Origin of the sequence: Desulforhopalus sp., from assembly GCA_030247675.1 — a bacterium.
Lineage (GTDB): Bacteria > Desulfobacterota > Desulfobulbia > Desulfobulbales > Desulfocapsaceae > Desulforhopalus_A.
In genome coordinates, this window is record JAOTRX010000002.1 from 360,157 (window position 1) to 384,493 (window position 24,337).

At 53.5% G+C, this 24,337-nt stretch carries 18 protein-coding genes; 15 read left to right on the plus strand and 3 right to left on the minus strand.

Annotated elements, in window-relative coordinates; genetic code table 11:
• Positions 1 to 254: 254 nt before the first annotated feature.
• Genes OEL83_01645 through OEL83_01655 form a run of 3 tightly spaced genes read left to right on the plus strand, consistent with a single transcriptional unit; the run spans position 255 to position 3,527 of the window.
• On the plus strand, positions 255 to 2,144 hold the full coding sequence (locus tag OEL83_01645; GenBank protein ID MDK9705727.1) for a hypothetical protein: 1,890 nt from the start codon (positions 255 to 257) through the stop codon (positions 2,142 to 2,144).
• Between the two features lie 37 nt (positions 2,145 to 2,181).
• Positions 2,182 to 2,589, plus strand: coding sequence for a hypothetical protein (locus tag OEL83_01650; protein ID MDK9705728.1), 408 nt, complete (start codon positions 2,182 to 2,184; stop codon positions 2,587 to 2,589).
• On the plus strand, positions 2,586 to 3,527 hold the full coding sequence (locus OEL83_01655) for a DMT family transporter (GenBank protein ID MDK9705729.1): 942 nt from the start codon (positions 2,586 to 2,588) through the stop codon (positions 3,525 to 3,527). The genes OEL83_01650 and OEL83_01655 overlap by 4 nt, the downstream gene beginning before the upstream one ends.
• Before the next feature lie 8 nt (positions 3,528 to 3,535).
• On the opposite strand, the gene OEL83_01660 is transcribed toward OEL83_01655, so the two are convergent.
• Positions 3,536 to 4,360 (minus strand): DnaJ domain-containing protein, encoded by an 825-nt coding sequence (locus tag OEL83_01660; protein ID MDK9705730.1) that lies wholly within the window; start codon positions 4,358 to 4,360, stop codon positions 3,536 to 3,538.
• Between the two features lie 121 nt (positions 4,361 to 4,481).
• Here OEL83_01660 and OEL83_01665 point away from each other — a divergent pair, with 121 nt between their 5' ends.
• The 3 genes from OEL83_01665 (at position 4,482) to OEL83_01675 (ending at position 7,850) form a co-directional block, all read left to right on the plus strand.
• Positions 4,482 to 4,781 carry a hypothetical protein gene (locus OEL83_01665; protein ID MDK9705731.1) on the plus strand — a complete coding sequence of 100 codons (300 nt, stop codon included), beginning with the start codon at positions 4,482 to 4,484 and terminating at the stop codon, positions 4,779 to 4,781.
• A gap of 124 nt (positions 4,782 to 4,905) precedes the next feature.
• Positions 4,906 to 7,053 (plus strand): FAD-dependent oxidoreductase, encoded by a 2,148-nt coding sequence (locus tag OEL83_01670; protein MDK9705732.1) that lies wholly within the window; start codon positions 4,906 to 4,908, stop codon positions 7,051 to 7,053.
• A gap of 2 nt (positions 7,054 to 7,055) precedes the next feature.
• Entirely contained in the window at positions 7,056 to 7,850 is a 795-nt protein-coding gene (locus tag OEL83_01675) for a DUF547 domain-containing protein (GenBank protein ID MDK9705733.1), read from the plus strand.
• A gap of 58 nt (positions 7,851 to 7,908) precedes the next feature.
• Here the strand turns inward: OEL83_01675 and OEL83_01680 are convergent, their stop codons facing one another.
• Both OEL83_01680 and OEL83_01685 read right to left on the minus strand, forming a co-directional pair.
• Complete coding sequence (locus OEL83_01680; GenBank protein MDK9705734.1) at positions 7,909 to 9,216, minus strand: ATP-binding protein; 1,308 nt, start codon at positions 9,214 to 9,216, stop codon at positions 7,909 to 7,911.
• Complete coding sequence (locus OEL83_01685; protein MDK9705735.1) at positions 9,213 to 9,962, minus strand: response regulator; 750 nt, start codon at positions 9,960 to 9,962, stop codon at positions 9,213 to 9,215. The genes OEL83_01680 and OEL83_01685 overlap by 4 nt, the downstream gene beginning before the upstream one ends.
• A gap of 462 nt (positions 9,963 to 10,424) precedes the next feature.
• Here OEL83_01685 and OEL83_01690 point away from each other — a divergent pair, with 462 nt between their 5' ends.
• From OEL83_01690 to OEL83_01730, 9 genes are all read left to right on the plus strand, one after another.
• The gene (locus OEL83_01690) at positions 10,425 to 11,084 is read left to right on the plus strand and encodes a porin family protein (GenBank protein ID MDK9705736.1); all 660 of its coding nucleotides are present in this window, start codon (positions 10,425 to 10,427) and stop codon (positions 11,082 to 11,084) included.
• A 203-nt stretch (positions 11,085 to 11,287) separates the two neighbouring features.
• On the plus strand, positions 11,288 to 12,151 hold the full coding sequence (locus tag OEL83_01695; protein MDK9705737.1) for a hypothetical protein: 864 nt from the start codon (positions 11,288 to 11,290) through the stop codon (positions 12,149 to 12,151).
• 177 nt (positions 12,152 to 12,328) lie between these two features.
• Positions 12,329 to 13,240 (plus strand): PAS domain-containing protein, encoded by a 912-nt coding sequence (locus tag OEL83_01700; GenBank protein ID MDK9705738.1) that lies wholly within the window; start codon positions 12,329 to 12,331, stop codon positions 13,238 to 13,240.
• 585 nt (positions 13,241 to 13,825) lie between these two features.
• Positions 13,826 to 15,658 (plus strand): long-chain fatty acid--CoA ligase, encoded by a 1,833-nt coding sequence (locus OEL83_01705; protein MDK9705739.1) that lies wholly within the window; start codon positions 13,826 to 13,828, stop codon positions 15,656 to 15,658.
• A 129-nt stretch (positions 15,659 to 15,787) separates the two neighbouring features.
• A complete protein-coding gene (locus tag OEL83_01710) occupies positions 15,788 to 18,175 on the plus strand; it encodes a 3-hydroxyacyl-CoA dehydrogenase/enoyl-CoA hydratase family protein (GenBank protein ID MDK9705740.1) in 2,388 nt (795 codons plus the stop codon).
• A 40-nt stretch (positions 18,176 to 18,215) separates the two neighbouring features.
• Complete coding sequence (locus OEL83_01715; GenBank protein MDK9705741.1) at positions 18,216 to 19,388, plus strand: acetyl-CoA C-acyltransferase; 1,173 nt, start codon at positions 18,216 to 18,218, stop codon at positions 19,386 to 19,388.
• A gap of 30 nt (positions 19,389 to 19,418) precedes the next feature.
• Positions 19,419 to 21,197 (plus strand): acyl-CoA dehydrogenase family protein, encoded by a 1,779-nt coding sequence (locus OEL83_01720; protein MDK9705742.1) that lies wholly within the window; start codon positions 19,419 to 19,421, stop codon positions 21,195 to 21,197.
• Positions 21,198 to 21,277: 80 nt separating this feature from the next.
• On the plus strand, positions 21,278 to 22,225 hold the full coding sequence (locus OEL83_01725) for an MBL fold metallo-hydrolase (protein MDK9705743.1): 948 nt from the start codon (positions 21,278 to 21,280) through the stop codon (positions 22,223 to 22,225).
• Positions 22,226 to 22,287: 62 nt separating this feature from the next.
• Positions 22,288 to 24,291: an FAD-dependent oxidoreductase gene (locus OEL83_01730; GenBank protein MDK9705744.1), complete on the plus strand. Its 2,004-nt coding sequence runs from the start codon at positions 22,288 to 22,290 to the stop codon at positions 24,289 to 24,291.
• The last annotated feature ends 46 nt before the right edge of the window (positions 24,292 to 24,337 follow it).

Sequence of the window (24,337 nt, forward strand, 5' to 3'; positions counted from 1 at the left end):
GGATGACCATTCACCAGGTGTGGTGGAGAAATATATTGTATTTACATCAGGTTCTATTTAATAATACGACAATTATACGCATTTTCGGTTTATTAGCAAATTGTTGTGGCAAAGCCTGCCTTGCAATGACGAAATACCGGGTTGTTGTGGTGTTGCACCGTAATGGAGTATGCAGTGCACACCTTCAGGGGTGTTCGCTGGGGCGCCACGAATGATTGACGGGAAGATCTGACTAAGGGAGTTGGAGGAGCTTTATGAAAATACAATGTCCCCACTGCGGGGTGAAAGGTTCTGCGGATGACTCGTATCTCGGCCAAAAAGTAAAATGCCCAAAATGTCAGGGGGTATTTGCTGTTCTTTCCGATGTGGTCGAGGAAGCGAAAATTGATCTTCCACCGGTGGTAGCCCCTCCCGATGAACCAAGCGAAGATGATGTGTCCTCAACTTCCGATCTCCCTTCGACTGCCGAAGAGGTGGTTGGTGAGCAAAATGATGCGGTTGATGATCTGCAGTCGGATGGAAGCAGTGAAATACCTGCCGATTATCTTGAGGATATCTTGGCGCAAGACGTTTCAGGTGACGACGATGTTGCCAAGGAACTGATGGACCTTACCAACGAAGTTCTCGCCGAGGAACCGATGGAAGCTGCTCCCGCGATTGAAGCAAATCAGGAGCTGATGGGTGCCACACCTGACGACGATGTTGCCGAGGAGTTGCTTGATGCCGCACCTGCAGATGATACTGTCGAAGAACCAATGGAAGTTGCGGCTGCGGATGATTCTGTCGAGGGATCGCTAGAAGCATTGCTTGAGGATGATCTTGCCGAAGAACCAAGAGAAACAGCATCTGCAGATGATCTTCGCCAAGTTTCAGCGGATGCCGAGCGAGAAGACGGTCTCGTCGAGGCGCTGGAGGACGTCGTGCCTGAGGACGGCCTGGTCGATACCCCGGCCGAGGCCGAGGTTCCGCAGGATCAGGTCCTTGATTGGTCGGACATCGCCTCGGAGATCGATCAACAATTGGCCGATGATGCAAAGTTGGAGAAAGAAGCGGAAGGGGATCCGGCAGCCCTCAACGACTTCTTTGTCGACAGCCAGCCGCTCGTTGATACTCCGGGTGTTCCCGAAACGAAACAGGAGCTTGAAGAGCCGGCTGAAACCATGGCCCCGGCCATTGATATCCCCGTATCTGCGGTGGTTGCCGGGGGCGCGCTGGCCGCCGGCCTTTCCGGCAAGGGGGACGGTGAGAAAGAGGTTGCCCCGGATAAAATCGACCGGCAATCTCAGGATATCGCCAAGGAGAAGTGTTCACAGTGCGGGAAAGAGGACAGCGTTGGTGTGCCGTTTATCGCCGAAGGCGGACGGTTGTATTGCCCTGATTGCATTCCAGCCGAGAAACCGGCAGAAGAGGGAAGTGGGGATGCCGTGACGGCAGCGATGATGGATGAGGGTCAAGGCCAGGATGTTAAAGAAGATGCTCCCAACCAACCAAGATACAGTTTCACCATTAATGGTCTTTTGCGGGAATCGTGGGCCAAAACTGCCGGTGCCAAGGCGGCCATATGGGCGGGAACAGGATTGATGTATCTGGTATTGCTGCTTCTGGCCGCAGCCGGGGCCCTCCTTTTGCCGGAGCAGCAGGCGGGGGGGCCGACTGTACAATGGGTGGCGAGCAGCTTCCTTTTTCAGTTTGTTACCAACATGGCGTCGATGATTTTCTCGGCGGGACTTATCGCCATTGGTATTAATAAGGTCGCGGGCAGGGATATTTCCTGGAAGATGGTGTTCGAGGGATTTTCTGTGGCCGGCAAGCTTGCCGGTGCCTTCATTCTACAGATGCTGTTGATTTGTATAGGTTTTCTACTCCTCGTGCTGCCGGGCATCTATCTGACGGTTGGCTATGCGATGACCATCCCACTCATCATTGACCGGAAGATGTCGCCGTGGCAGGCTATGGAGACGTCACGCAAGGCCATTCACAACGAGTGGTGGAAGGTTTTTGGACTTTCCTTGGTCATGGGTCTGATCTTGCTGGTATCCATGATACCCTTGGGGATTGGCCTTATCTGGACCTGGCCGATGTTCGTCGTCCTCGGCGGGGTGTTGTATCGCTCGCTATTCGGGATCGAAAGACAAATGGATTGAGCCCTCACAGGGCGAGTATAGCTGATGAAGGTGAGGGATGGGGATGGTCTTTTCCCCTCATCTTCATGATCCGATGATTTTTATAAACAAGCCCCGGGGCACTGGCGATACCGGGTTGTCAAAGGTGGAAGAAATGATGGTCGATCCCGCCCTGTATTGGCTGATAATTGGTGTAATGCTTCTTGTCCTCGGGCTGGTTCTGCCTGGTTTTATAATGTTTTTCTTCGCTGTCGGTGCGATGGCGACCGCCCTTCTCGCCTGGCTGTTGCCGGCCACGGCTATTGTCTTGCAGCTGGGGTTCTTTATCGCTGCCTCGCTTATCACCCTGTTTTGTAGCAGAACATATTTTCAAAAACGGTTTTTTCCCTCCACCCCAGCCGAGGATGGCGAGGAAGCCGACGAAAGAGGGGATGCCGGCTCACCGGAGATCCGGCCGCGGAATTGAGGCTTGCGGCAGGGAAGGACCTTCGTGAGTCAGCCGCAGGCGGCAAAACCTCTTCGATAATCACCGTCCACCTGTTGATGCTTGTTGCGGCAGGTCTTGTTTCTACCTCATTCACGGTTGGGGCGGCGATCACCAGGGAGCTTGATCCGGCAGTCTTGACCCTTGTCCGTTTTGTCCTGGCGGCTGGTCTCTTCGGCCCATGGGTTTATTATCGTTACGGTTTTTGTTTTTCACCGTCCCTCTTTCTGCGTTGCGCGCTGATCAGTGGCTGTCTGGTAGTTTTTTTCTGCTGCATGTTTTTATCCCTTCGCTACACCACCGCCTTACATACCAGTGTGATTTTTGCCTTAGTTCCATCGATTTCCGGGGGCTATGCCCTGATACTCAACCGTGAGCGGCTGGGACGGGGACAATTGCTGGCCCTTCTGTGCGGCATGATCGGGGTGGTCTGGGTGATCTTCCGGGGCGATCCGGCCCAGTTTCTGGCGATGCAGTGGAATCGGGGGGATGTGATCTTTCTTGGCGGCTGTTTTGCCATGGGACTGTATACGCCCTTGATTAAACTTCTCCACCGAGGGGAATCAATGGCCGTCATGACCTTCTGGGTATTGGTGACCGGCAGCATCTGGCTGCTGGCCTTTGTCGGCGGCAAGCTACCGGCCATATCCTGGGCAACCGTTCCCCCTTTTGCCTGGCTTGGTGTCGGGTATCTGGCGGTGTTCACAACGATCATCACCTTCTTTCTCACCCAATACGCCGTTCCCTACCTCGGGCCTACCAGGGTGATGGCCTATTCCTATCTATATCCGGGGCTGGTTCTCCTCATCGATCTGGGATTTGGGCATGGACTGCCGCCCTTGCGGGTATTGCCCGGAATCCTGGTCGTGCTCGTCGCAATGTTAATCCTGCAGCGAAATGGTGAGACAGCTAAGCGATGAAGGGAAAATCACCCTTCCTTTCTCACCAATTGCAGATACAAATCACCTCGACCGAGGGTACCGATGCGGCCCTTACCGCGCAGGCGGAGTTTCTGGCCGCTTCTGCTGCCTGCTGGGATTTTCACCTGGAGAGTCTGCTCGCCTGCCTCGCCGTAGACGAGAATCTGAATGGTCTTGCCGTATTGCAGCTCCGCAGCGGTGAGTGGTGTGGTGTAGGTGGTGTCGAGTTCGAGGAGATGAGGGGATGTTGCTTTGGCATTTTGGGTAATGCCTTGGGTAATTGTCTTGAGCCCGGTGTTGACTAAGGAGCCCAAGGCTCTGCCGGCTGATTTCAGCAGGGAAGATTTGCCCGAGAGACCTTTCTTGGCAGCGCCGGCAAGGAGCGGCCCGGCCAGTGAGCCGATGAAGAAGATGCCGCCAATGAAAACGCCGCCCTTGCCGCCGAAAAAACTTCGCTTGATGAATGTCGAGCCGTAACGCCAGCCGGAGCGCTGAAATTCCCTCAGTAATCCGGAAAATAGCTGCTGGAAGTGTGGATCCTTGAAGAGATCCCGAAGAATGTCCTCTTGGCTATAGGTGAAGTCGCCGGCCGGCTGGCTGTTTGGATGGGTAACGCCGCTTGCCCGGCAGCTGTCGTATTGCCGGCGTTTAACCGGGTCGGTAAGTACGCCGTAGGCCTCGGCGACCTCCTTAAACTTTTGCTCGGCGGTTGGGTCGTTGGGGTTGCGGTCGGGGTGGTGGAGCATGGCCAGTTTCCGGTAGTTCTTGCGAATTTCCTCGGCCGTGCTGGTTTTTGTGACCCCTAGTATCTGATAATAATCTTTCATTGCCATAGTGGTTTTCGAAGGTGGGCGAGCGGGTCGCCCCCATGCAGCCGGCAGGGGGATTTGGCGTCGGACCGCCTGGCATTGAGGTTTATCCGCTGGGTGATTATTGTAAAACTGTTCCGGCAAAATGACAATTAAATCTCTCCGGCCGCAGGTCTTGTCGTGGGTTTTCGAGGCCACCACCGTCGGGGTTGCCGGGTATTTTTTACAGATCTATTTTTTTTGGCTGAACTTATCCCTCAAGGGAGCCCTTGCTGGAAAACACGTGGTGTATGTCGAAGGATTTATAAGAAAAATCCTTAATCTCTCGATCCTTGGGGTTACCGCCCACGCTATGCAAGAGGATCAGCAACGGAGCCTGGCGGTGAGGCTGAATGATTACCTGTCAAGACCCTGTAAAATTGAGGGAATCGCCACGACATTGTAAGAGGTGCTGCAATGATTGACGGCTGATCGGCTGGCTCTCCTTGCCATTTGGTCTTCCGGTTTTCCTTAATCGCGGTGTTAAACCGTTTCGGTAGGCTGTGCTATTTCTCCACCTGGAAAAGAACATGAAAAAACTCATCATCTTTATCATTGTCGGTACCATTGTCAGTTTTTTCGCCTTTGATCTCAACCAGCTGCTCACCCTTGAAAACATCAAGTCGCAGCAGGCGGAGCTGATCGCCTGGCGGGACCGGGCTCCGATTATGGTCAGCATGGTTTTCTTTGCCATCTATGTGTTGGTGACCGCTCTGTCTCTACCTGGCGCGGCGGTCATGAGCCTTGCCGGCGGCGGGCTTTTCGGATTGGTCTGGGGCTTTATCATAATCTCCTTTGCCTCGACCATCGGGGCAACACTTGCCTTTCTCGTTGCCCGCTATCTGTTGCGTGATTGGGTGCAGAAGAGGTTTGGCGACCGTCTCGAGGCGATCAATCAGGGGGTGGCGCGGGAAGGTGCTTTGTATCTCTTCAGTCTGCGCCTGGTGCCGATCTTTCCCTTTTTTCTCATCAATATCCTCATGGGCCTGACGCCAATTAAGACATTTACCTTCTATTGGGTCAGTCAGCTGGGAATGTTTGCCGGAACCCTGGTGTTTATTAATGCCGGGACGCAGCTGGCAAAGATCGACGGTCTGCAGGGGATACTCTCGCCGGGGCTGTTTCTTTCCTTTACCCTCCTCGGTATCTTTCCGCTAATTGCCAAGAAATTCAATGACTGGCTGACAAGGCGGCGGGTCTACGGCAAGTGGCCGAGGCCAAAAAAATTCGACAGAAACCTCGTGGTCATCGGGGCCGGGGCGGCCGGCTTGGTCAGTTCCTATATTGCAGCCGCTGTGGGGGCCAAGGTTACTCTCATTGAGGCCAACAGGATGGGCGGCGACTGTCTCAACACCGGTTGTGTTCCCAGTAAGGCCCTGATCAGGAGTGCCAAGCTGGCCCAGCAGATGAGACACGCCAGCTCCTATGGTCTTCAGGATATGCAGCCCTGTTTCAACTTTCGTGAGGTAATGGAGCGGGTGCAGCGGATTATTGCCGAAGTCGAGCCGCACGACAGTATCGCACGCTACACCGGGCTTGGTGTTGATGTTCTTCAAGGATATGCCAGGATTGTCGATCCCTGGACCGTCGAGGTTACAACTGTCGGTGGGGGAAAACAGAGCCTCACCACCCGGTCGATCATCATTGCCGCCGGGGCCAGGCCCGTTGTCCCACCTCTGCCGGGAATTGAGACCTCAGGGTATCTCACCAGCGACAGCCTGTGGGAGGCCCTGCGCTCCTGCGAGGAGGTGCCAAAGCGCCTGGTGGTTCTCGGCGGTGGTCCGATCGGCTGTGAGCTGTCACAGTGCTTTGCCCGTCTGGGCGCCCGGGTGACCCAGGTGGAGCGGGGGGAGAGGATCCTCGCCCGGGAGGATGCCGAGGTTTCGGCCTTCGCCCGCCAGGCCCTTGAAAAGGATGGGGTGAGCGTCCTCACCGGCCATAGCGCCTTATCCTGCGTCAAAGATGATCAGGGCAGGGCGGTCATCGTTTCGCACCAGGGGGTGGAAAAGCGTGTTGCCTACGATGTAATGATCTGTGCACTGGGGCGCAGTGCCCGCCTGACCGGTTATGGCCTAAGTGAGTTGGGGATTGCTACGGACCGGACGGTAGTCACCAACGACTATTTGGAAACCCTGTATCCCAATATCTACGCGGCAGGCGATGTCGCCGGACCGTATCAGTTCACCCATGTTGCAGCGCACCAGGCATGGTATGCCGCGGTCAATGCCCTTTTTAGCCCATGGAAGAAATTCAAGGCCGATTACCGGGTGATTCCCTGGACGACCTTTATCGATCCCGAGGTCGCCCGGGTAGGGTTGAATGAACAGGAGGCTCGGGCCAAGTCCATTGCCTATGAAGTGACGCGCTTTGACCTCGCCGAGCTTGACCGGGCCATTGCCGACGGCGCTGCCCAGGGCTTTATCAAGGTACTGACTCTGCCCGGCAAGGATCGGATTCTTGGGGTGACCATCGTCGGTGCGCATGGCGGCGATCTGCTTGCGGAATTTGTCCTGGCCATGAAACATGGCCTTGGCCTGAATAAGATCCTCGGCACCATCCACACCTATCCAACCATGTCCGAGGCGGGTAAATATGCGGCGGGAGAATGGAAACGGGCCCATGCCCCGGCGAGGATTCTTAATCTTCTTGCAAGATATCATGCCTGGAGGAGGGGATAAGGATGATTCGAATTGTGGCACTTTTATGGCTGCTGCTGGTGGCCTCGGCGGCACCGGCGACAACGGTTTTTGATCACGGCACCTGGGATAGGCTGCTGCAGGCCCATGTCCGGGTGCTGGAGGAGGGGCGGGCAAGTCAGGTTGATTACCGTGGCTTTATGGCCCAACGGACCAAACTGAAGGAGTATTTACAAAAACTTACGGCGGTTGCGGTTGGGGAATTTGATTCCTGGCCAAAGGGCGAGCAACTGGCCTTTCTCCTCAATGCCTATAACGCCTGGACGGTTGAGCTCATCCTTACCAGATATCCGGATCTGCAGTCGATAAAGGACCTTGGCAGTTTTCTTCAGTCACCCTGGAAAAAGAAATTTATCCCCCTCCTCGGGGAAATGCGGTCGCTAGATGATATCGAGCACGGGATGATCCGTGGCTCCGGCAGATATCAGGAACCGCGGATTCATTTTGCCGCAAACTGTGCAAGCATCGGTTGCCCGGCCCTGCGGCCCGAAGCCTTCCGCGGCGTCGATCTGGACCGGCAGCTGGAAGAGGCGACCCGGCTGTTCCTTGGTGATCGCCTGAGAAACCGCCTGAACGGCAAAGTGCTGGAGGTTTCTTCGCTCTTTAAGTGGTACCGCGACGACTTTGCCGGGGGCAGGCCATCTCCCTCTCTTGCTGCTTTTTTGGCTGGCTATGCACAGGCCTTGGGGCTTTCCGGGAAGAAAGGGGAGGCACTGGCGGCCGGGGAAATACCAATTGAGTTTCTCGAGTATGATTGGCGATTAAATGATATCCGCTAAATGTCGCATGCCCGGGGCCTCCACCGGCAAACCCCGAATGGTTTCCCGGAGAGATCTTCTATTTGGAAAATCCCGGCCAGGTGATGGTCAGCCTGGCTCCTCCCAGTGGTGAGTTGCCGGCGGTTGCCTGGCCATTGTGCCACTGCATGATGCGCGTGACGATAGCCAGCCCCAGGCCATAGCCTCCGGAGGCCTTGCTACGGCTGGCATCAAGGCGGGCAAACGGTTCAAAGACCTTCACCCGGTCAGCCTCGGGAATCCCCGGTCCGTCGTCGTCAATATGGATGATGCAGGTCTCGCCGTTGCGCTCGGCTACGATCTCAATGTCTTTTTCGGCGTAACTCAAGGCGTTCTGCAACAGATTGCCGATGGCCCTGGCCATGTATTTCGGCTCAAAGCATGGGTTCCCTGATGCTGAATTGATACGGTATTGCAGCTGACAGTGCACGGGGTGGTCCTCGGGGATTGATTCGGCGATAACCTGGCGGAGGAAAGGTTCAAGGGAGAGGATGCTCAGCTGTAATTCCGGTTTCTCGCGGTCGAAGCGGGCAAAGGTGAGCAGTTCTGAAACCAGTTCGTCAAGCTCGGTGACATCGGCCCGCAGTCCCCGGGCATAACGACGGCGTTTTTCTTGATCTTCTGCGGTTTCAAGCATCTCCAGGCCAAAGCGCAGGCGCGACAGTGGCGTGCGCAATTCGTGGGAAACCGCGTTGGTCAGTTCCTTATGGGAACTGATCAGTTCCTGGATTCGGTCGGCCATGGTGTTAAAGGCCTGGGCGAGCAGGGCAAGGGTCGATATTTTTGATATCTCAACACGGGTGTCAAGTGCACCATCGCCAAAGGCCGTAGCCGCATTGCTAATCTTGCGCAGTTGCCGCCAATAGGGGAGGACGCAGATAAAGGTCAGAACGCCGATTATCGCGGTTATACCCAGCCAGATAATCAGGTTAAAATAGCCGGAATCAGGCTCCAATACCGAGAAAGGCCCTTTACGCAGGGCCATATGGCTTTTGCCGATCCGATGATAAAGGAGCTCGCCATCTTCGGCGACGGCTATTATGCCATCCCGGAGCTGATCCATCTGGTATTTGCTTAACGGCAGTTCGCCTATCGGTAACAGTACTATATTATAGCCGAAGTGCGGTGCCAGCTGGATGATGCGGTTTGGCCACTCATCCTCCGGCAGGCGCAGCAGGTCGAGTTCCATCATGTGGAAGGTGCCCCTGGCGAGCTGCCGGCTATATTCGGCTATGGAGTCATCAAGATGCGTTTTGGCGATCTTGCCGATGATCGGTCCGAGGATGAACTGGACAAAGAGCAGCGAGGCGATGAGGAAGACCCAGGTAGCGAAAAAAAGCCTTTTCATGGATTATCAGGACTCCGGTGGTCATTGTTTTCCCAGGCATCTTTGACGAAGAGGTACCCCAGTCCCCAAACCGTTTTGATCCGCCACGGCTTTGTTGTATTGTCGCCCAGTTTTTTCCGCAACCGGGAGATGGCGATGTCCACCGACCGGTCCAGTCCGTCATAGTTGATTCCCCGGGTAGCTCGAAACAGCGTCTCCCGGTCGAGGGTATGACCACCATTGACTGCCAGGATCCACAGCAGGGCAAATTCGTTGCTGGTTAACTCAACCGGGGCGCCGCACAGGATGGCCGTTTGTGAGGCATGATTGAGACGGAGGTTGCCGAAGACCAGCTCTTCAGTTTCTTCTGGCCCACTGCGGCTGTTTTGCTGGGTATTATCGAACCTGCGAAGGAGGGCGCGGATACGGGCCAAGAGGACCCGAGGTTCAACCGGTTTTTTAACGTAATCGTCGGCGCCAAGTTCCAGTCCAACAACCTGGTCGGTATCGTCCTCCCGGGCAGTTAGCATGAGCACTGGTCCGGTGTAATCGCGGCGGATCGTTCGGCAGACAGTCAGGCCGTCCATTCCCGGCAACATGAGGTCGAGGACAACCAGATCCGGCTGTTCGGTTAGGATTCTTGCGGACCCGGTATCGCCTCGACCTTCTATGGAGACCAAGAAGCCGTGGCCTTCGAGATACTCCTTGACGAGCTTGGCCAATCGAGCATCATCTTCGATAAGCAAAATACGGGACATTTCAGACATAGTTACAACCACCTCTTCTTATGATATAATTAACCTCTGGCTAGCGGGGAGGTTGTGGACCGTCACTGCATTATTTGGGCAACGGTGCAACGTACCTTAGCACAAACATTCGAGACGGACTGTTGGTATTCTGTGTCCAATTGTAACAATTTGTAGAATACTCAAAGAAATGGTTGCGCCACTCTTTTGCGAAACCTACAAATTGATACAATTTACTACATAATCACTACAGATGTGATGTCCTGGGTTTGGTAAATAAGCAATGTATATCGGTGGTGTGTTTCTTAGGGTTGTAGGGAGTGAGTTGAAAATGCCTAAACCCTGCGAAGAAGGAGGATTACCGTAACAATAACAATGGCTGGAGTCTGCAGGTATGGATGGCACCCGGTTGGCCGAGGTTTGGGAGATAATAACCGGGATATGGGCTCCACCGAAAAAACAATCGCAACAAGGAGAGGAGAAATGAATATGAAAAAAAGGTATCTGGTAGGAGTGTTAGCTGCGGTGAGTGTAGTGAGTTTTCTTACTGCTGAGACTGTTATGGCGGCCGCCGGCGGCGATAAAATGAATTATGGCCAGTTGAAAGTCGGTATGATTCAACCGTCCGGTGATCAGGACGACGCCGGGTATGACACCGGCGGTGATTTTTCCGCGGCTTATGGCCGGCATCTCAATAAGTTTTTGGTTCTCGAAGGTGCCATTGATCTCTTTGGTTCTGGCCAGGATAGCAGCGGTTATAATTCTCATGCGGGGTATTATGATCAGGATACCACACTCAGTGGTGCCGCTTTGCTCGTAACCTTGAAGGGCGAATTCTCATCTGGTCCGGTTGATTTGTTTGCAGGAGCCGGTGTGGGCCTTTATTCTGTTCTTCTGGACAGCGAGATCGATTCCACATACTATGGTGATTTGGATGCTGATGATTCCGATGGGGTCTTTGGTGCCCATGTGGTAGCAGGTATTAATTACAATATCAATGATCGTTTCTTTGTCGGCATGGAAGGCCGGTATCGCTGGACTGACGACGTCGAGCTCAGTGACACAGTTGCCTCGATTCCGGTTGAGTACTATGGCGACCTTAGTGGCTTTGTCGTGACCTTCAATGGAGGTATTCGTTTCTAGTAACCGTTAGGAAAGTGACATGGTCATTTTCTGCCATTTCCTTACGGCTCATTATGTTGTTCGGAGGGCAATAGCCATGTCATTGTCTGATAACGGTTTAGTCCTAAGTAGCTATCTTACCGTTTTTACAGGGTAAGACATTATTCGATTGCTTTTTTGACGTATTAGGCCCGGTTTCGCAGCATCTGCGAGAGCGGGCCTTTTTGTTTTGGTTGCTGAGACATTCGTTTTTGCTGAATTTTATTGCGGAGGCACCTTGTTTGATGGTTACATGGCAGCGTTTTATTGAACCATTTACCAAAACCATCGGCCCGGCAGTTTCCACAGCGGTGGTTTGTTTCGACTGCTCAACAATATGTTGGTGCCGTATGCTCCATAAAGGTATCACCTTCATTTTTATCGCCAGTTTCGTTTTGATTGCCGGATGTGGTCAGCCACGGCCAAGTGAGCTATTTGAAAAAGGGATAGAGGCCGATTCGATTGCAGTGGAATCAGATGCCAGCGCATCGCCATATATAGGGGAAGATGAGGTGTGGCAGCCACTATATGATCCTGAAAATACTGATAAAATTTCGGTGCTCGGTGTAAAGAAAGATCGAGCCTTGTGTTATGACCTGCAACCGGCTGCAGTATCGACTGGCAAAAAGAAAAAAAAAGGCACTGAAAAGGTCAGCTGCTGTCAACCGCAAAGTTTGATCTACGCAAGGTGTCGGACCGGGATGATGAGTTGTAGATTGGGTGACACCAGCCCTGTGCAATGGTTCTCCTGTGCTAAAAAAATGGGCAACGCCGTGACTGTTCCGGCTGGTGGTACTGTCATGGTATTGGACGTCAATCCCCGGCGGAAGATGTATACCGGTCATCCGGTTTATGTTGAAAATGCCATGAAGAATGGCAATGGAACGTGGTTGCTCAGGGTCAGCCACACCAATTATGACCGCCAGTGCCATCTTGATGAAGATGCCCGTGTCATCTACGATCCCCAGAAAATGACAGCTTCCTTTCAAACGGGTCCTTGGGGCAGCTGGGCTCATGACTTGAGGGTGCTCGGTTTCATCGTCCGCTAATCTCCAGCTTGTTTCCCACCATCGTGGCAACCTCATGTCAGTGAATAACGCTGGAGGAAGTTTCTCTCAGCTCCGCTTGTTTTTCTTTGAATTATCTTTGATTGAAGGCCTATAATGAAAGGCATGCGGAATTCTTGACACCGGTTTTCGCCGGCTCTTATTGGGGGAAAGGTGCAAATGATGTGGCTCAGTGAATTGTTAAAGAAGTCCCGAGATTTTATTTTGGTGTTGGATACGTCCAGTACCATTCTCCAGGTGGGGGAGCATTTCCATAATGCGCTTCAGGAACAATTGGTTGGGATTGCCGAATTGTCGACCTTGGTAAGGCAACAGAGCTACCAATTAGCCCAACAGGGGATCATGCATTTACCCCTTGAAAAAAGAAACATTTTCCCCTCACCGTTTTCGGTGCTGCATCAAGATGACCAGATTGTTGTCTTGTTAGCCACCGACCGCAAACCCTATCAGGCCTTAATAAGCCATCTTCGCCAAAGCCGGGACCGGGAAGAAGTGTTTCGGGAAAAAAATGAGCGGGTGCACATCCTTCTTGACGAATCAAGTGACCCCATTTTCAGTTTTTCTGCTGATGGTACATATCTCTATATTAATAAAGTATTTGCGGATACCATAGGGAGACTGCAGCAGGATGTGATCGGCAAGAAGATCTGGGATGTATTCAGCAAAGATGAAGCCGATAGGCGTTTTGCTAAAGTTCAAGAGGTCTTCCAAACCGGCGAAACAGGAACCATTGCAGTAAGGGTGCCTCTGCCGGGAGGAGGCGAGAGATTTTTCCTGACAACGGTGAAACCAGTGAAGGACGGGCAGGGACTAGTATCCTTTGTTATTTGTATCTCTAAGGATATTACGGAATTGCGTCAAGCTCGGGAAGAAATCGCCGTACTCCGCGGGATCATCCCCATCTGTGCCTCATGCAAAAATATCCGCGATGATGCGGGCTATTGGCAGCGGATCGAGGATTATGTTACCAGTCACTCAGCTGCAGAATTTTCTCATGGTCTCTGTCCGGATTGCGCAACCAAGCTCTATCCTGAGTTTGTCAAAGACAAATCTCCGGCAAAAATCGTCTGATATTTCCTGGTTTATTGCCTTACGTAGTCTTTTTAGAAAAGAAAAATTCTTACCTGCAAAGGCTTCTGCCTCACCTCGCAGAGGGATAGTATTGAAATACTCCAGTTTTGAGGGATTGTTTGCATTTCCTTCCCTGCTTGGGTGCTCCTATCGCGTCCCCTTCTTGCGTTGTATGTTTTGATCCAAGATTGTCTCTGAAGCAACTCATGCTTTCATGGGCTTTGCCTACGATTTTAATCTCAACATGGCGAGCTCACAATTGTTGTGGGCAGGAGATGGTTGTTCGCTATCCTTCCAGAGTATCCTTCGATACTTTGGTCGACCGCCTATTACATGTTGGTCAGTGGCACCGATTTGTCGTTAACGAAACATTAGACTGATAATGGAAAAGCCGGATGTTTGATTCTTACGTAAAAGTGGAAATTTAAAAGGAGTGTTAAGGAGTTTGTCAATGCTACCTTGCGGCTTGTATTTTGATATTGACTTAAACGTTAAGGTGATATATACAGGGAAAAAGCAGAGGGATTAACGTAAACGTTATCATACTCAGGTCAGCGAGATCAGGAAAAGGGGAGCCAAAAACATATGAGCATCATGTCATATCAGTCAATCCCGGCAATACTCAAAGACAATGCCAAGAAGTACGGCGACAAAGCTGCGATCAGTTACAAAGAAAAAGGCACCTATGTCACGCTCACCTATGAGGAATTTTATGAACGGGTGTTGAAGTTGGCGAGGGGGCTGAGCAAGTACGGCGTCACGCCCGGCGACAAGGTGGCCATCTTTTCTGAAAACCGACTTGGCTGGGCGATTGCCGATTTCGCGATCCAGTCCGTAGGCGGCATTACCGTGCCGATTTATGCCACCAACACCGGCAAGCAGGCAGCCTACATTATCAACCACTGCGAGGCGCGGGTCGTTTTTTGCTCGACAAAATCCCAATACGACAAGCTTTACTCCATAAAAGACGATCTTCCCAATGTCGATCTGGTGGTTTCCTTCGTGCCCTTTATGGGGCGACGCTCCTTTCCGGTCTTCGCTTTAGATCAGCTGTCAGAGATCGACACTGCCGTTTCCGACGAAGATCGGCAGATGATAGAGGATCAGATTGCCCAGATCACCCAGAATGATCTCATTACGGTTATCTACACCTCGGGAACAACGGGTGTGCCGAAGGGTGTCCTTCTCACCCAGCGCAATATCATGATCAACGCCGAATACGGTATCGAACAACTCGGTATGCCGCAGAGTGGCATGACAATGCTCAGCTTTTTGCCGCTCAGCCACGTTTTGGAGCGCACTGGCGGGTACTATGCAACTTTGATGAACGGTAACCATCTGGCCTTTGCAGAAAGTCCGGCGCTGGTTATGGAGAACATGGCAGAGGTCAGACCGACTGCGATGGTCAGCGTACCCCGACTCTTTGAGAAGATCTATTCCCGTGTCTATGAAGGAGTCCGACAAATGCCGCCGGCTCGTCAGAAAATCTTCGAGAAGGCGATGGAGGTAGGGCGGGAGTACGTCAATAAAAAACACATTACCAAAGAGCCCATCAGTTTGCTGCTTAACCTGAAATACCAAATGTATGACAGGCTGATTTTTAAGAAGATTCGGGCGAGGTTCGGCGGGCGATTGACCTACTTCCTCTGTGGTGGAGCGCCCCTCGATAAAACCGTCTGTGAGTTTATGTGGATCATCGGTCTGCCGGTATATAATGGCTACGGTCTGACCGAAACCAGTCCTGCGCTGACCATCAGTGGCGCCGGCAAGGTGCGTTTCGACTCGGTCGGCAAACCCTTACGGGAGACCGAACTGAAGCTGGCCCCGGATGGAGAGTTATTGGTTAAAGGGCCACAGGTTATGCTTGGTTATTACAAAAATGACGAAGCGACACTCGATACCATGCAAGACGGCTGGTTTAAAACCGGTGATATCGCCAAGATTGATGAAGAGGGTTATGTCTACATCGTTGATCGGAAGAAAGAGTTGATCGTCACCGCCGGTGGCAAGAATATCGCCCCCCAGCCCATCGAAAACGAGCTGAAACTCGACAAATATATCTCCTCGGCAATCGTTTTTGGTGACCTGAAACCTTACCTGGTGGCGATAATCACCGCTGATATCGAGGTTCTCAAAGAGTATGCCCGGGAAGAAAAAATAAATTTTACCACCAATGATGATCTGGTGCAAAATCCCAAGATTAAGGACCTGTATGCATCCCGCATTAAGGAGTTGAATAAGAGTTACCCACCGTATAAGACCATCAAGTATTTCGCAGTCGTGGCTAATGATTTCTCAATTGAAGGCGGTGAACTCACGCCTACCCTGAAGTTGAAGCGCAAGGTCATTCTTGAAAAATACAAGGATCTTATCGAGGATCTTTATGCAGGAAAGGGCAGTGGTGATACTAGCCGATAGAAAAAAGTGACGTCACCCCAAGAATGGATTCTGGTGAGAAGGGTGACAGTGCTTTAGTGCAAAAAAGGCTATCAGTCGGAGAGGCAGTCTCTCGGAAAAATTGTGATTTGAATCTAACGGAGAAAAAACATGAGGCAAATTAATCGAGTAGCCGTACTTGGCGCCGGAGTAATGGGGGCCACCATTGCCGCTCATCTCGCCAACGCGGGATTGGAAATTCTTTTGCTTGATATCGTTCCCAAGGCATTGGACAAGCAAGAGGAAGCGCAGGGTTTGACCCTCGACAGCCCGGCGGTACGTAACCGGATTGCAAGAAACGGTCTGCAAGGCCTGCTGAAAATGAAACCGGCTCCGTTTTACCTGAACGATTATGCGGGGCAGATTCAGGTCGGCAACCTGGTCGATGACCTTGGAAAACTCAAAGAGTGTGACTGGGTTATAGAGGTAGTCGTCGAATACATGCCGATAAAACTCGATCTCCTGCAGAAACTCGTTCCGAATCTTGCACCCGGTGCGATCCTGACCACCAACACCAGTGGCCTGTCGGTGAATGAGATGGCGGCGGTATTGCCGGAGGAGGTTCGTAAAAATTTCTTTGCCACCCATTTCTTCAACCCACCCCGCTATATGCGCCTGATGGAGATCGTGCCCTGCAAGGACACCGATCCGGCAGCCATCAAGGCCATGGCCGACTTTATGAGCAAGCGTCTGGGCAAGGGTATCGTCTACGCCAAGGATACCACCAATTTTATCGCCAACCGCATCGGTACCTATGCAATCTATAAAGGTATCGAGCACATGGTGGCGATGGGCATGACGGTCGAAGAGGTCGATGCCATTGCCGGTCCGGCAACCGCCCGGCCAAAGAGCGCCGCCTTCCGTACCGCCGACCTGGTTGGTCTTGATACCCTTGGTCATGTTGGCACCAACTCCCACGACCTCCTGCCAAACGATGAGGAGCGTGGGGTGTTCAAGATGCCGGACTTCATGAAGAAGATGATCGACGGTGGCCTGCTCGGCAATAAAAGTGGTGGCGGCTTTTACAAGAAAGAGATGGTTGGCGGCAAGAAGGCCCTCTTCTACTACGACTACACCACCGGTGAGTATAAGCCCCTTGCTAAGCCGAAATTTGCCTCGGTCATGGCGGTTAAGCAGGTCGACAGCCCCGGCCAGAAAGTGAAGATGGTGGTCGGCGGGAGCGATAAAGGCGCCGAATTTGCCTGGAAGAGTATCCGCGACACCCTTATCTACGCCGTCAACCGTATCCCGGAGATTGCCGACGATGTGGTCAATGTCGATAACGCCATGCGCTGGGGTTTCAACTGGGAGATCGGCCCCTTTGAGATGTTCGACGCCATCGGCGTTGCCGACTTCGTCAAACGAGCGGAAAAAGACGGCGTTAAGGTGCCGGAGTGTCTGAAGGGAATCAAATCCTTTTATCGTTATGACGAGAAAGGCGGCAAGCAGTATTACGATCTGCTGAAGGGCAGCTATGTGCCGGTACCGGTAAAAGATGGCGAGATTCGTCTGGAGATTCTCAAAAAAGCCGGCAAGGTGGTCGAGAAAAACGCCAACTGCTCGGTGCTTGATCTCGGCGATGGCGTCTTCGGCTTCCAGTTCCATTCGAAGATGAACGCCATCAGCGGCGACATCCTGGCGATGACCCACAAGGCCATCAAACGGGCCGAGGATGAAGGTGTCGGTCTGGTTATCGCTAACCAGGGTGTGAATTTCTCGGTCGGCGCCAACCTGATGATGATGGCGGTGGCGCTTGCCGAAGGCGCCTATGACGATATCAATATGGTCCTGCGGGCCTTCCAGAAGGCGACCATGGCGGTGAAATACGCCAAGGTGCCGGTGGTTGCCGCACCCTTTGCCATGACCCTTGGTGGCGGTGCGGAGTTCTGTCTGCATGCCGATGCGATCAACGCCTATTCGGAAACTTATATGGGCCTGGTGGAGATCGGCGTAGGCCTTCTTCCCGCCGGCGGCGGCACCAAGGAAATGAGCATGCGGGCCATCCAATTGGCCCAGCAGTTCAATACCGACGTCCAGCCCTTCATTATCAAAAACTTCCAGCAGATTGCCATGGCCAAGGTATCCATGGGCGCGGCGGAATTGTACGGCATGGACTATATGCGCAACGGTGACAGCATCAGCATGGATATCGACCGATTGATCGGCGATGCCAAACAGAAGGTGCTGGCGCTTGCGGTCAACTACCGGCCGAAGCGGCCGGTGGAGAATATCCCGGCACCGGGTCGGGGCATTGCCGCGGCCATCAAGAGCCAGCTGTGGAATATGAAGATGGGTAATTTCATTACCGAATATGAAATGGAAATGGGAGCGCTTATCGCCCAGATCATGTGCGGTGGCGACATCAACGCCGGTACCCCGATCAGTGAAGAGTATCTCCTTCAACTCGAACGGGAAGGCTTCCTGAAACTCTGCAGTAATAAGAAGACCGCCGAGCGTATCCAACATATGCTGAAGACCGGTAAACCATTGCGGAACTAAGACTGCTGCCAAGAAAATTACCCATAGAGGGAGAATCAATATGAAAAAAGCATATATACTGGCAAGTTACAGAACTCCTGGCTGCCGGGCAAATAAGGGAAAATTTAAAGATGTGCGGCCGGATGATCTGGCGGCACTGGCCATCAAGGGTCTCGTCGAGCGTACCGGCATCGACCCAATGACTATCAATGATGTCTATCTCGGCTGCGCCTTTCCCGAGGCCGAGCAGGGCATGAATGTTGGCAGGGTGGCGGCGATGAAGGCCGGCCTGCCCATTGAGGTGCCGGGCCAGACCATCAACCGTTTCTGCTCCTCGGGGTTGCAGACCATCGCCATGGCCGCTGAGCGGGTCATGTGCGGCTTTGCCGACTGTATTGTCGCCGGTGGGGTCGAGTCGATGTCCTGCGTCCCGCTGGGTGGACTGAAATACAGCGCCAACCCGGGCATGATGGTCGACTGGCCGGAGGCCTTCGCCTCCATGGGCGTCACCGCCGAACTGGTCGCCGAGCGCTATGGTATTGATCGCCTGGCCATGGACACCTTTGCCGTAGCCAGTAACGCCAAGGCGGCAGCGGCAATCGCCGCCGGCAGATTTGCCGATGAGATCATCCCGGTGGAGATTGAGAAAAACACCATCGTCGGCGGCAAAATCAAGCGCACCAAAGAAATGGTGACTGTCGACGACGGCGTGCGCGAGGGGACGACCCTTGAGTCACTTGCCAAAGTTCGCCCGGCCTTTAAGATCGGTGGGCCGGTTACTGCCGGCAACTCTTCGCAGATGACCGATGGCGCGGCGGTTGCCCTGGTCGTTTCGGAAGAATACCTTGAAAAGATCCACAAGAGCCCGATAGCCCGCTTCCTCGCCTTCTCCGCCAACGGTTGTGCGCCAGAGGTCATGGGGATTGGCCCGATTGTCGCCATCCCGGCCGCCCTGAAACTCGCCGGTCTCAAACAGGAAGATATCCAGCTCATCGAGCTGAACGAGGCCTTCGCCGCCCAGGCCCTGGCGGTCATCAAGACCCTCGGGCTCAACCCTGACATCATCAACGTCAATGGTGGCGCCATCGCCCTCGGTCATCCGCTCGGTTGCACCGGTGCCAAGCTGACCACGAGCCTTCTCCATGAAATGGGTCGAAGAAAACTGCGGTATGGCATGGTCTCCATGTGTATCGGCGGCGGTATGGGTGCTGCCGGAATTTTTGAAAGATTATAATAAAGACTCTCAACCTACGAGGTAACGATAATGGCTGAAAAAATATTGAAAGGTGGCGAATATCTGATTGCGGAAACTCCTTGTGCCGATGTTTTTACACCGGAGGATTTCACCGATGAGCAACGGCAGATGGGTGAGACCGTCGAGCAATTTCTTGCCGCCGAGATCTATCCGAAGGTCGAGGAGATCGATAAGCAGAACTTCGACATCGTTGTTGGCGGGATGGCAAAATGCGGGGAACTCGGGCTGTTGATGATGGACGCCCCGGAAGAGTTCGGCGGGCTGGAACTCGATAAGGCCTCAACCATGCTGGTCAGCGAGAAGATGTCCCAAGGTGGCTCGTTTTCCGTGGCCTTTTCGGCCCATACCGGTATCGGTACCCTTCCTCTCGTTTACTATGGTACCAAGGCGCAGAAAGAAAAGTATCTTGAAAAAATCACCTCCGGCGAGTGGTGTGCCGCCTACTGTTTAACCGAGCCGGGCTCCGGTAGCGATGCCCTTGGCGCCCAGGCGACCGCGGTTCTGTCTGAGGACGGCAAACATTATATCTTGAACGGCACCAAACAGTTTATCACCAACGGCGGCTTTGCCGAACTGTTCACCATCTTCGCCAAAATCGACAAGGAGCATTTCACCGCCTTCCTCGTGGAGAAAAGCTTTCCCGGTTTGATTGTTGGGCCTGAGGAAAAGAAACTCGGCATTAAAGGTTCCTCCACCACCCAGATCATCCTCGATAATTGCAAGGTACCTGTTGAAAACCTCCTCGGCGAGAAGGGCAAGGGCCATAAGATTGCCTTCAATGTCCTGAACGTCGGCAGGTTCAAACTCGGTGCCGGTGTCTGCGGCGCCTCGAAAATGGCCCTGGTTGCGGGCATTAAATACGCCAACGAGCGCAAACAGTTCAATACTCCAATCGCCAAATTTGGGGCCATCGGCGAGAAGATCGCCGATCTGACCGCCAACATCTACGCCTCTGAGTCCCTGGTTTACCGCCTTGCCGGTCTTCTTGACACCAAGCTTGCGACCATCACCAAAGGTATTGATAACTACTATGAAGAATACCTGAAGGGCATCGAGGAATACGCCTCCGAGTGCGGCATCGCCAAGGTTTTCTGCAGTGAGGTCCTCGCCAGAACCGTCGATGAGGTTCTGCAGATTCATGGCGGCTACGGTTTTTGTGCCGAATATCCGGCCGAGCGTTATTACCGCGACGAGCGGATCAACCGCATCTTCGAGGGCACCAACGAGATCAACCGCCTGCTCATCCCCGGCATGATTCTTCGCAAGGCAATGAAGGGCGAGTTGCCCCTCCAGTCTGAGGCGATGAAGGCCTTTGAATCGCTGATGACCCCGAGTTTCGAGGAACTCGACGAGACCATCCCCTTTGTCAAGGAGAAGGCCCTGATCAAAAACCTCAAGACCCTGTTCCTCATCCTCTCCGGCGTCGGTGTCCAGAAATTTATGGACAAGTTGGCCAACGAGCAGGAGATCCTCCTTGCTGCAGCCGACATCGCTATCCAGATCTTTGCCCTGGAGAGCACCGTGTTGCGCGCTGAGAAGAACCTTGACAAGGCCAGTGACAGCAAACGTGAGCAGCTGCTTGCCGCAGTGAAGATCTTTGCCTTCGAGGCCTCCGAGACCGCTGCCAGCTCCGCGCGTAAGGGTGCCTTCTTTATCGAGGAAGGGGATACCTTGAATATGATCCTCTCCGGTATCAGGCGTTTTGGCAAATACGACGCCACCGGCCTTCTCGCCGCCAAGCGGAGCCTTGCCAAGGCTGCATGTGAGGCGGAAAAATACGTATTTTAGCCAGTAGTACCTCCCGGCCGGTGTCCGCATCCCCCTGCGGGCGCCGGCTTCCTGCCTTATAGCGAACTCCCTCTGATCGTATGGCCGGATTAACGCAGCACACCATCAACACTCCGTATATGGTCGGCCCGGTTCACTGTTATTCCGGGACGCTGGCGGGTGAACTCGTTCTCTTTGATACCGGCCCACCAACCCCTGAAGCAGAGCGTTATATGCGGGAGCATATCGATCTGGCCAATCTCCGTCATGTCATCATCACCCATGGCCACATCGATCACTACGGTCAGGCAAGGTGGTTTGAAAAAAACAGCGATGCCACGATTTATCTGCCCTATCGGGATTGTCTGAAGGTCGCTCATCACCATAAGCGGATCGATGGGATGGCTGAACTACTTGCTTCCCTTGATTTTGATAAACCATCCCTTGGCGAGTTGCGGCGGATCTTCAACAGCGGCCTGCTCTTTCCGCCATTTCCCAAGAAGTACAAAGTCGCCGAGAAGGAGCTCCCTGAGCATCTAGAAATCACGATACTCAACTGCCCCGGTCACTCGCAAAGTGATGTGGTATATGTGGGGGACGATTGGGCGGTCACCGGCGACACTCTGCTGCGCGGCATTTTTCAATCGCCGCTTCTTGATGTCGACCTTGAAAGTGGGGAGCGTTTTAATAATTATGAGGTCTATTGCAGCTCCTTGGTGAAACTGGCCGGCCTGCGAAACCATACGATCCTGCCCGGTCATCGCCAAACTATCGCTGGCATTGATACCACCCTGTTGTTCTATATCTCAAAGCTGCTTGTCAGAGTCGAACAGCTTCGCCCCCATAAAGATGAAAAGAACCTGATGGTTATGATAGAAAAACTGCTTGGCGGCGGAATTCAAGATGTCTTTCATCTCTACCTGAAAGCCTCAGAAGTGGTCTTTATGAAAGACCTTTTGCAGCAACCGGAGATACTTCGACAGGCCTTGGAGGAGATCGGCCTTTTCGAGCAGGTTCGGGAACAGTATCAGGCCGCTACGGGGCATTAAGCGGGCATTCATGAATAACTTGGTCATTTTCAAGGCCGGTAACGGCTCCCTAAGGAGAACCCATGTCTGATCCACTCTTTACGGCAATGTTTATCGGCGCGGTTAATGTGAAGAATCGCCTGTACATGCCGGCCATGCACCTTAATATGTGCAAAAACTTCCTGGTCACTGAGCAATTATGCGAATTCTACCGGGAACGGGCAAAGGGCGGAGTCGGCTTGATCAGCGTCGGCTATGCCACAATCGATGAATTTTCCGGCACCCCGACCAATATTGGTGCCCATCGCGATGAGCATCTGCCCGGCCTTACCTCTCTAGCCAAGGCGATCCATGACGGGGGGGCGAAAGCGACTGTCCAGCTCAATCATGCCGGGCGCTATAATGCCTCGTTTTTTCTTGGCGGCAAAAAACCGGTAGCCCCGTCTCCTGTGCCTTCCCGGCTAACTCGCGAGACCCCGGAGGAGCTCAGCCTTGAGGGGATCAAGGCCACCATCGAACGGTTTGCCGATGCCGCCGGCCGGGTGCGCACCGCCGGTTTTGACCTTGTCGAGGTCCTCGCTGGTACCGGCTATCTGATCAGTGAATTTCTGTCACCTCTCACCAATAAACGCATGGACGAGTATGGCGGCAGCCTGGAAAACAGGATGCGCTTTGGTCTGGAAGTTATCCGGGCAATCAAGAGAAAGGCGGGTGAGGATTTCCCTGTGCTGGTACGGCTGAACGGCAACGATTTTATGGAAGGTGGCATTGGCCCGGATGATTTGTTGGAATTTGCCGTGGCCCTTGAGGCGACCGGTGTTAATGCCCTCTGCGTCAATGTTGGTTGGCACGAGGCGCAGGTGCCGCAGATCGTCACCAAGGTGCCGCGGGGGGCATTCTCCTACCTGGCCCGTGACATCAAGCGGCGAGTGGCGGTGCCGGTCATTGCCAGCCATCGCATTAACGATCCGGCCATCGCCCGGATGCTGGTCGAGGAAGGGTTTTGCGATATGGTGGCCCTGGGCCGGGCGCTCATCGCCGATCCTTTGTTCCCGGAAAAAGCCCAGACCGGGCGGGAGAAGGAAATCGTCCACTGTGTTGCTTGTGGCCAGGGCTGTTTTGACCATATCTTCAAGATGAAGCCGGTGGAGTGCCTCTGCAACCCTCGCGCCGGCCATGAATACGAGGTGCAACCGGCAAGGAGCGCGCAGCCGAAAAAGGTGTTGGTGGTTGGCGGTGGTGTCGCCGGGATGTCGGCGGCAATTGCCGCGGCGGAACTCGGCCACCAGGTAAGTCTTTGCGAAAAGGGCATGCGTCTTGGTGGACAGTTGCATCTGGCGGGCGCCCCTCCGGGTCGTGGCGAGTTTTTGATCTTTGCAGGTGACCTGGCGAGTCAGGTTGCTGTGCACGGGGTCAAGGTAATGCTGAATTGCCAGGTGGACCGTGCTCTGCTTGAGGCTGAAAGACCCGACTTCCTCATCCTGGCAACCGGTGGCGAGCCCATCACTCCACGGATCCCAGGTGTTGCCAAAGAACATGTGGTACAGGCCTGGGATGTCCTTGCCGGTAATGTTGCAACTGGTCACCGGGTGGTGGTAGTTGGCGGCGGGGCGGTTGGGATCGAGACAGCACTTTTTCTCGCCGAAAAGGGAACCTTGTCAGGTGATGAAATTAAATTCCTGCTGGTCAATGGGGCGGTGACACCGGATAAACTCTACAGACTCGCAACCGAGGGCAGTAAAATGATAACGGTAGTCGAGATGGCCGACACCCTCGGCAGCAATTTTGGCAAATCGACCCGTTGGGGTATGCTTCAGGATGTCGGCCGCTATGCTATAAAAACCCTTTTGCAGGCCAAGGTTCTTGAGGTTACAGAAAAGGGCATAATTCTGGAACATGGCGGTGAGATTGCCGAATTGGCGGCTGATACCGTCGTGCTGGCCGTTGGAACTCGCTCGGCCAATCCTCTCCAGCCGGTTGCCGAAGAATTAGGGATAGACTGCCTGGTGGTCGGTGATGCCCTGGCCCCGGCCACGGTATTCGAGGCCAATCATCAGGGCTATAAGGCCGGCAGAAGCATCGTTTGAATTACAATTAATTTGATTGAGAATACCGAAAATACTCCTAGGGAGG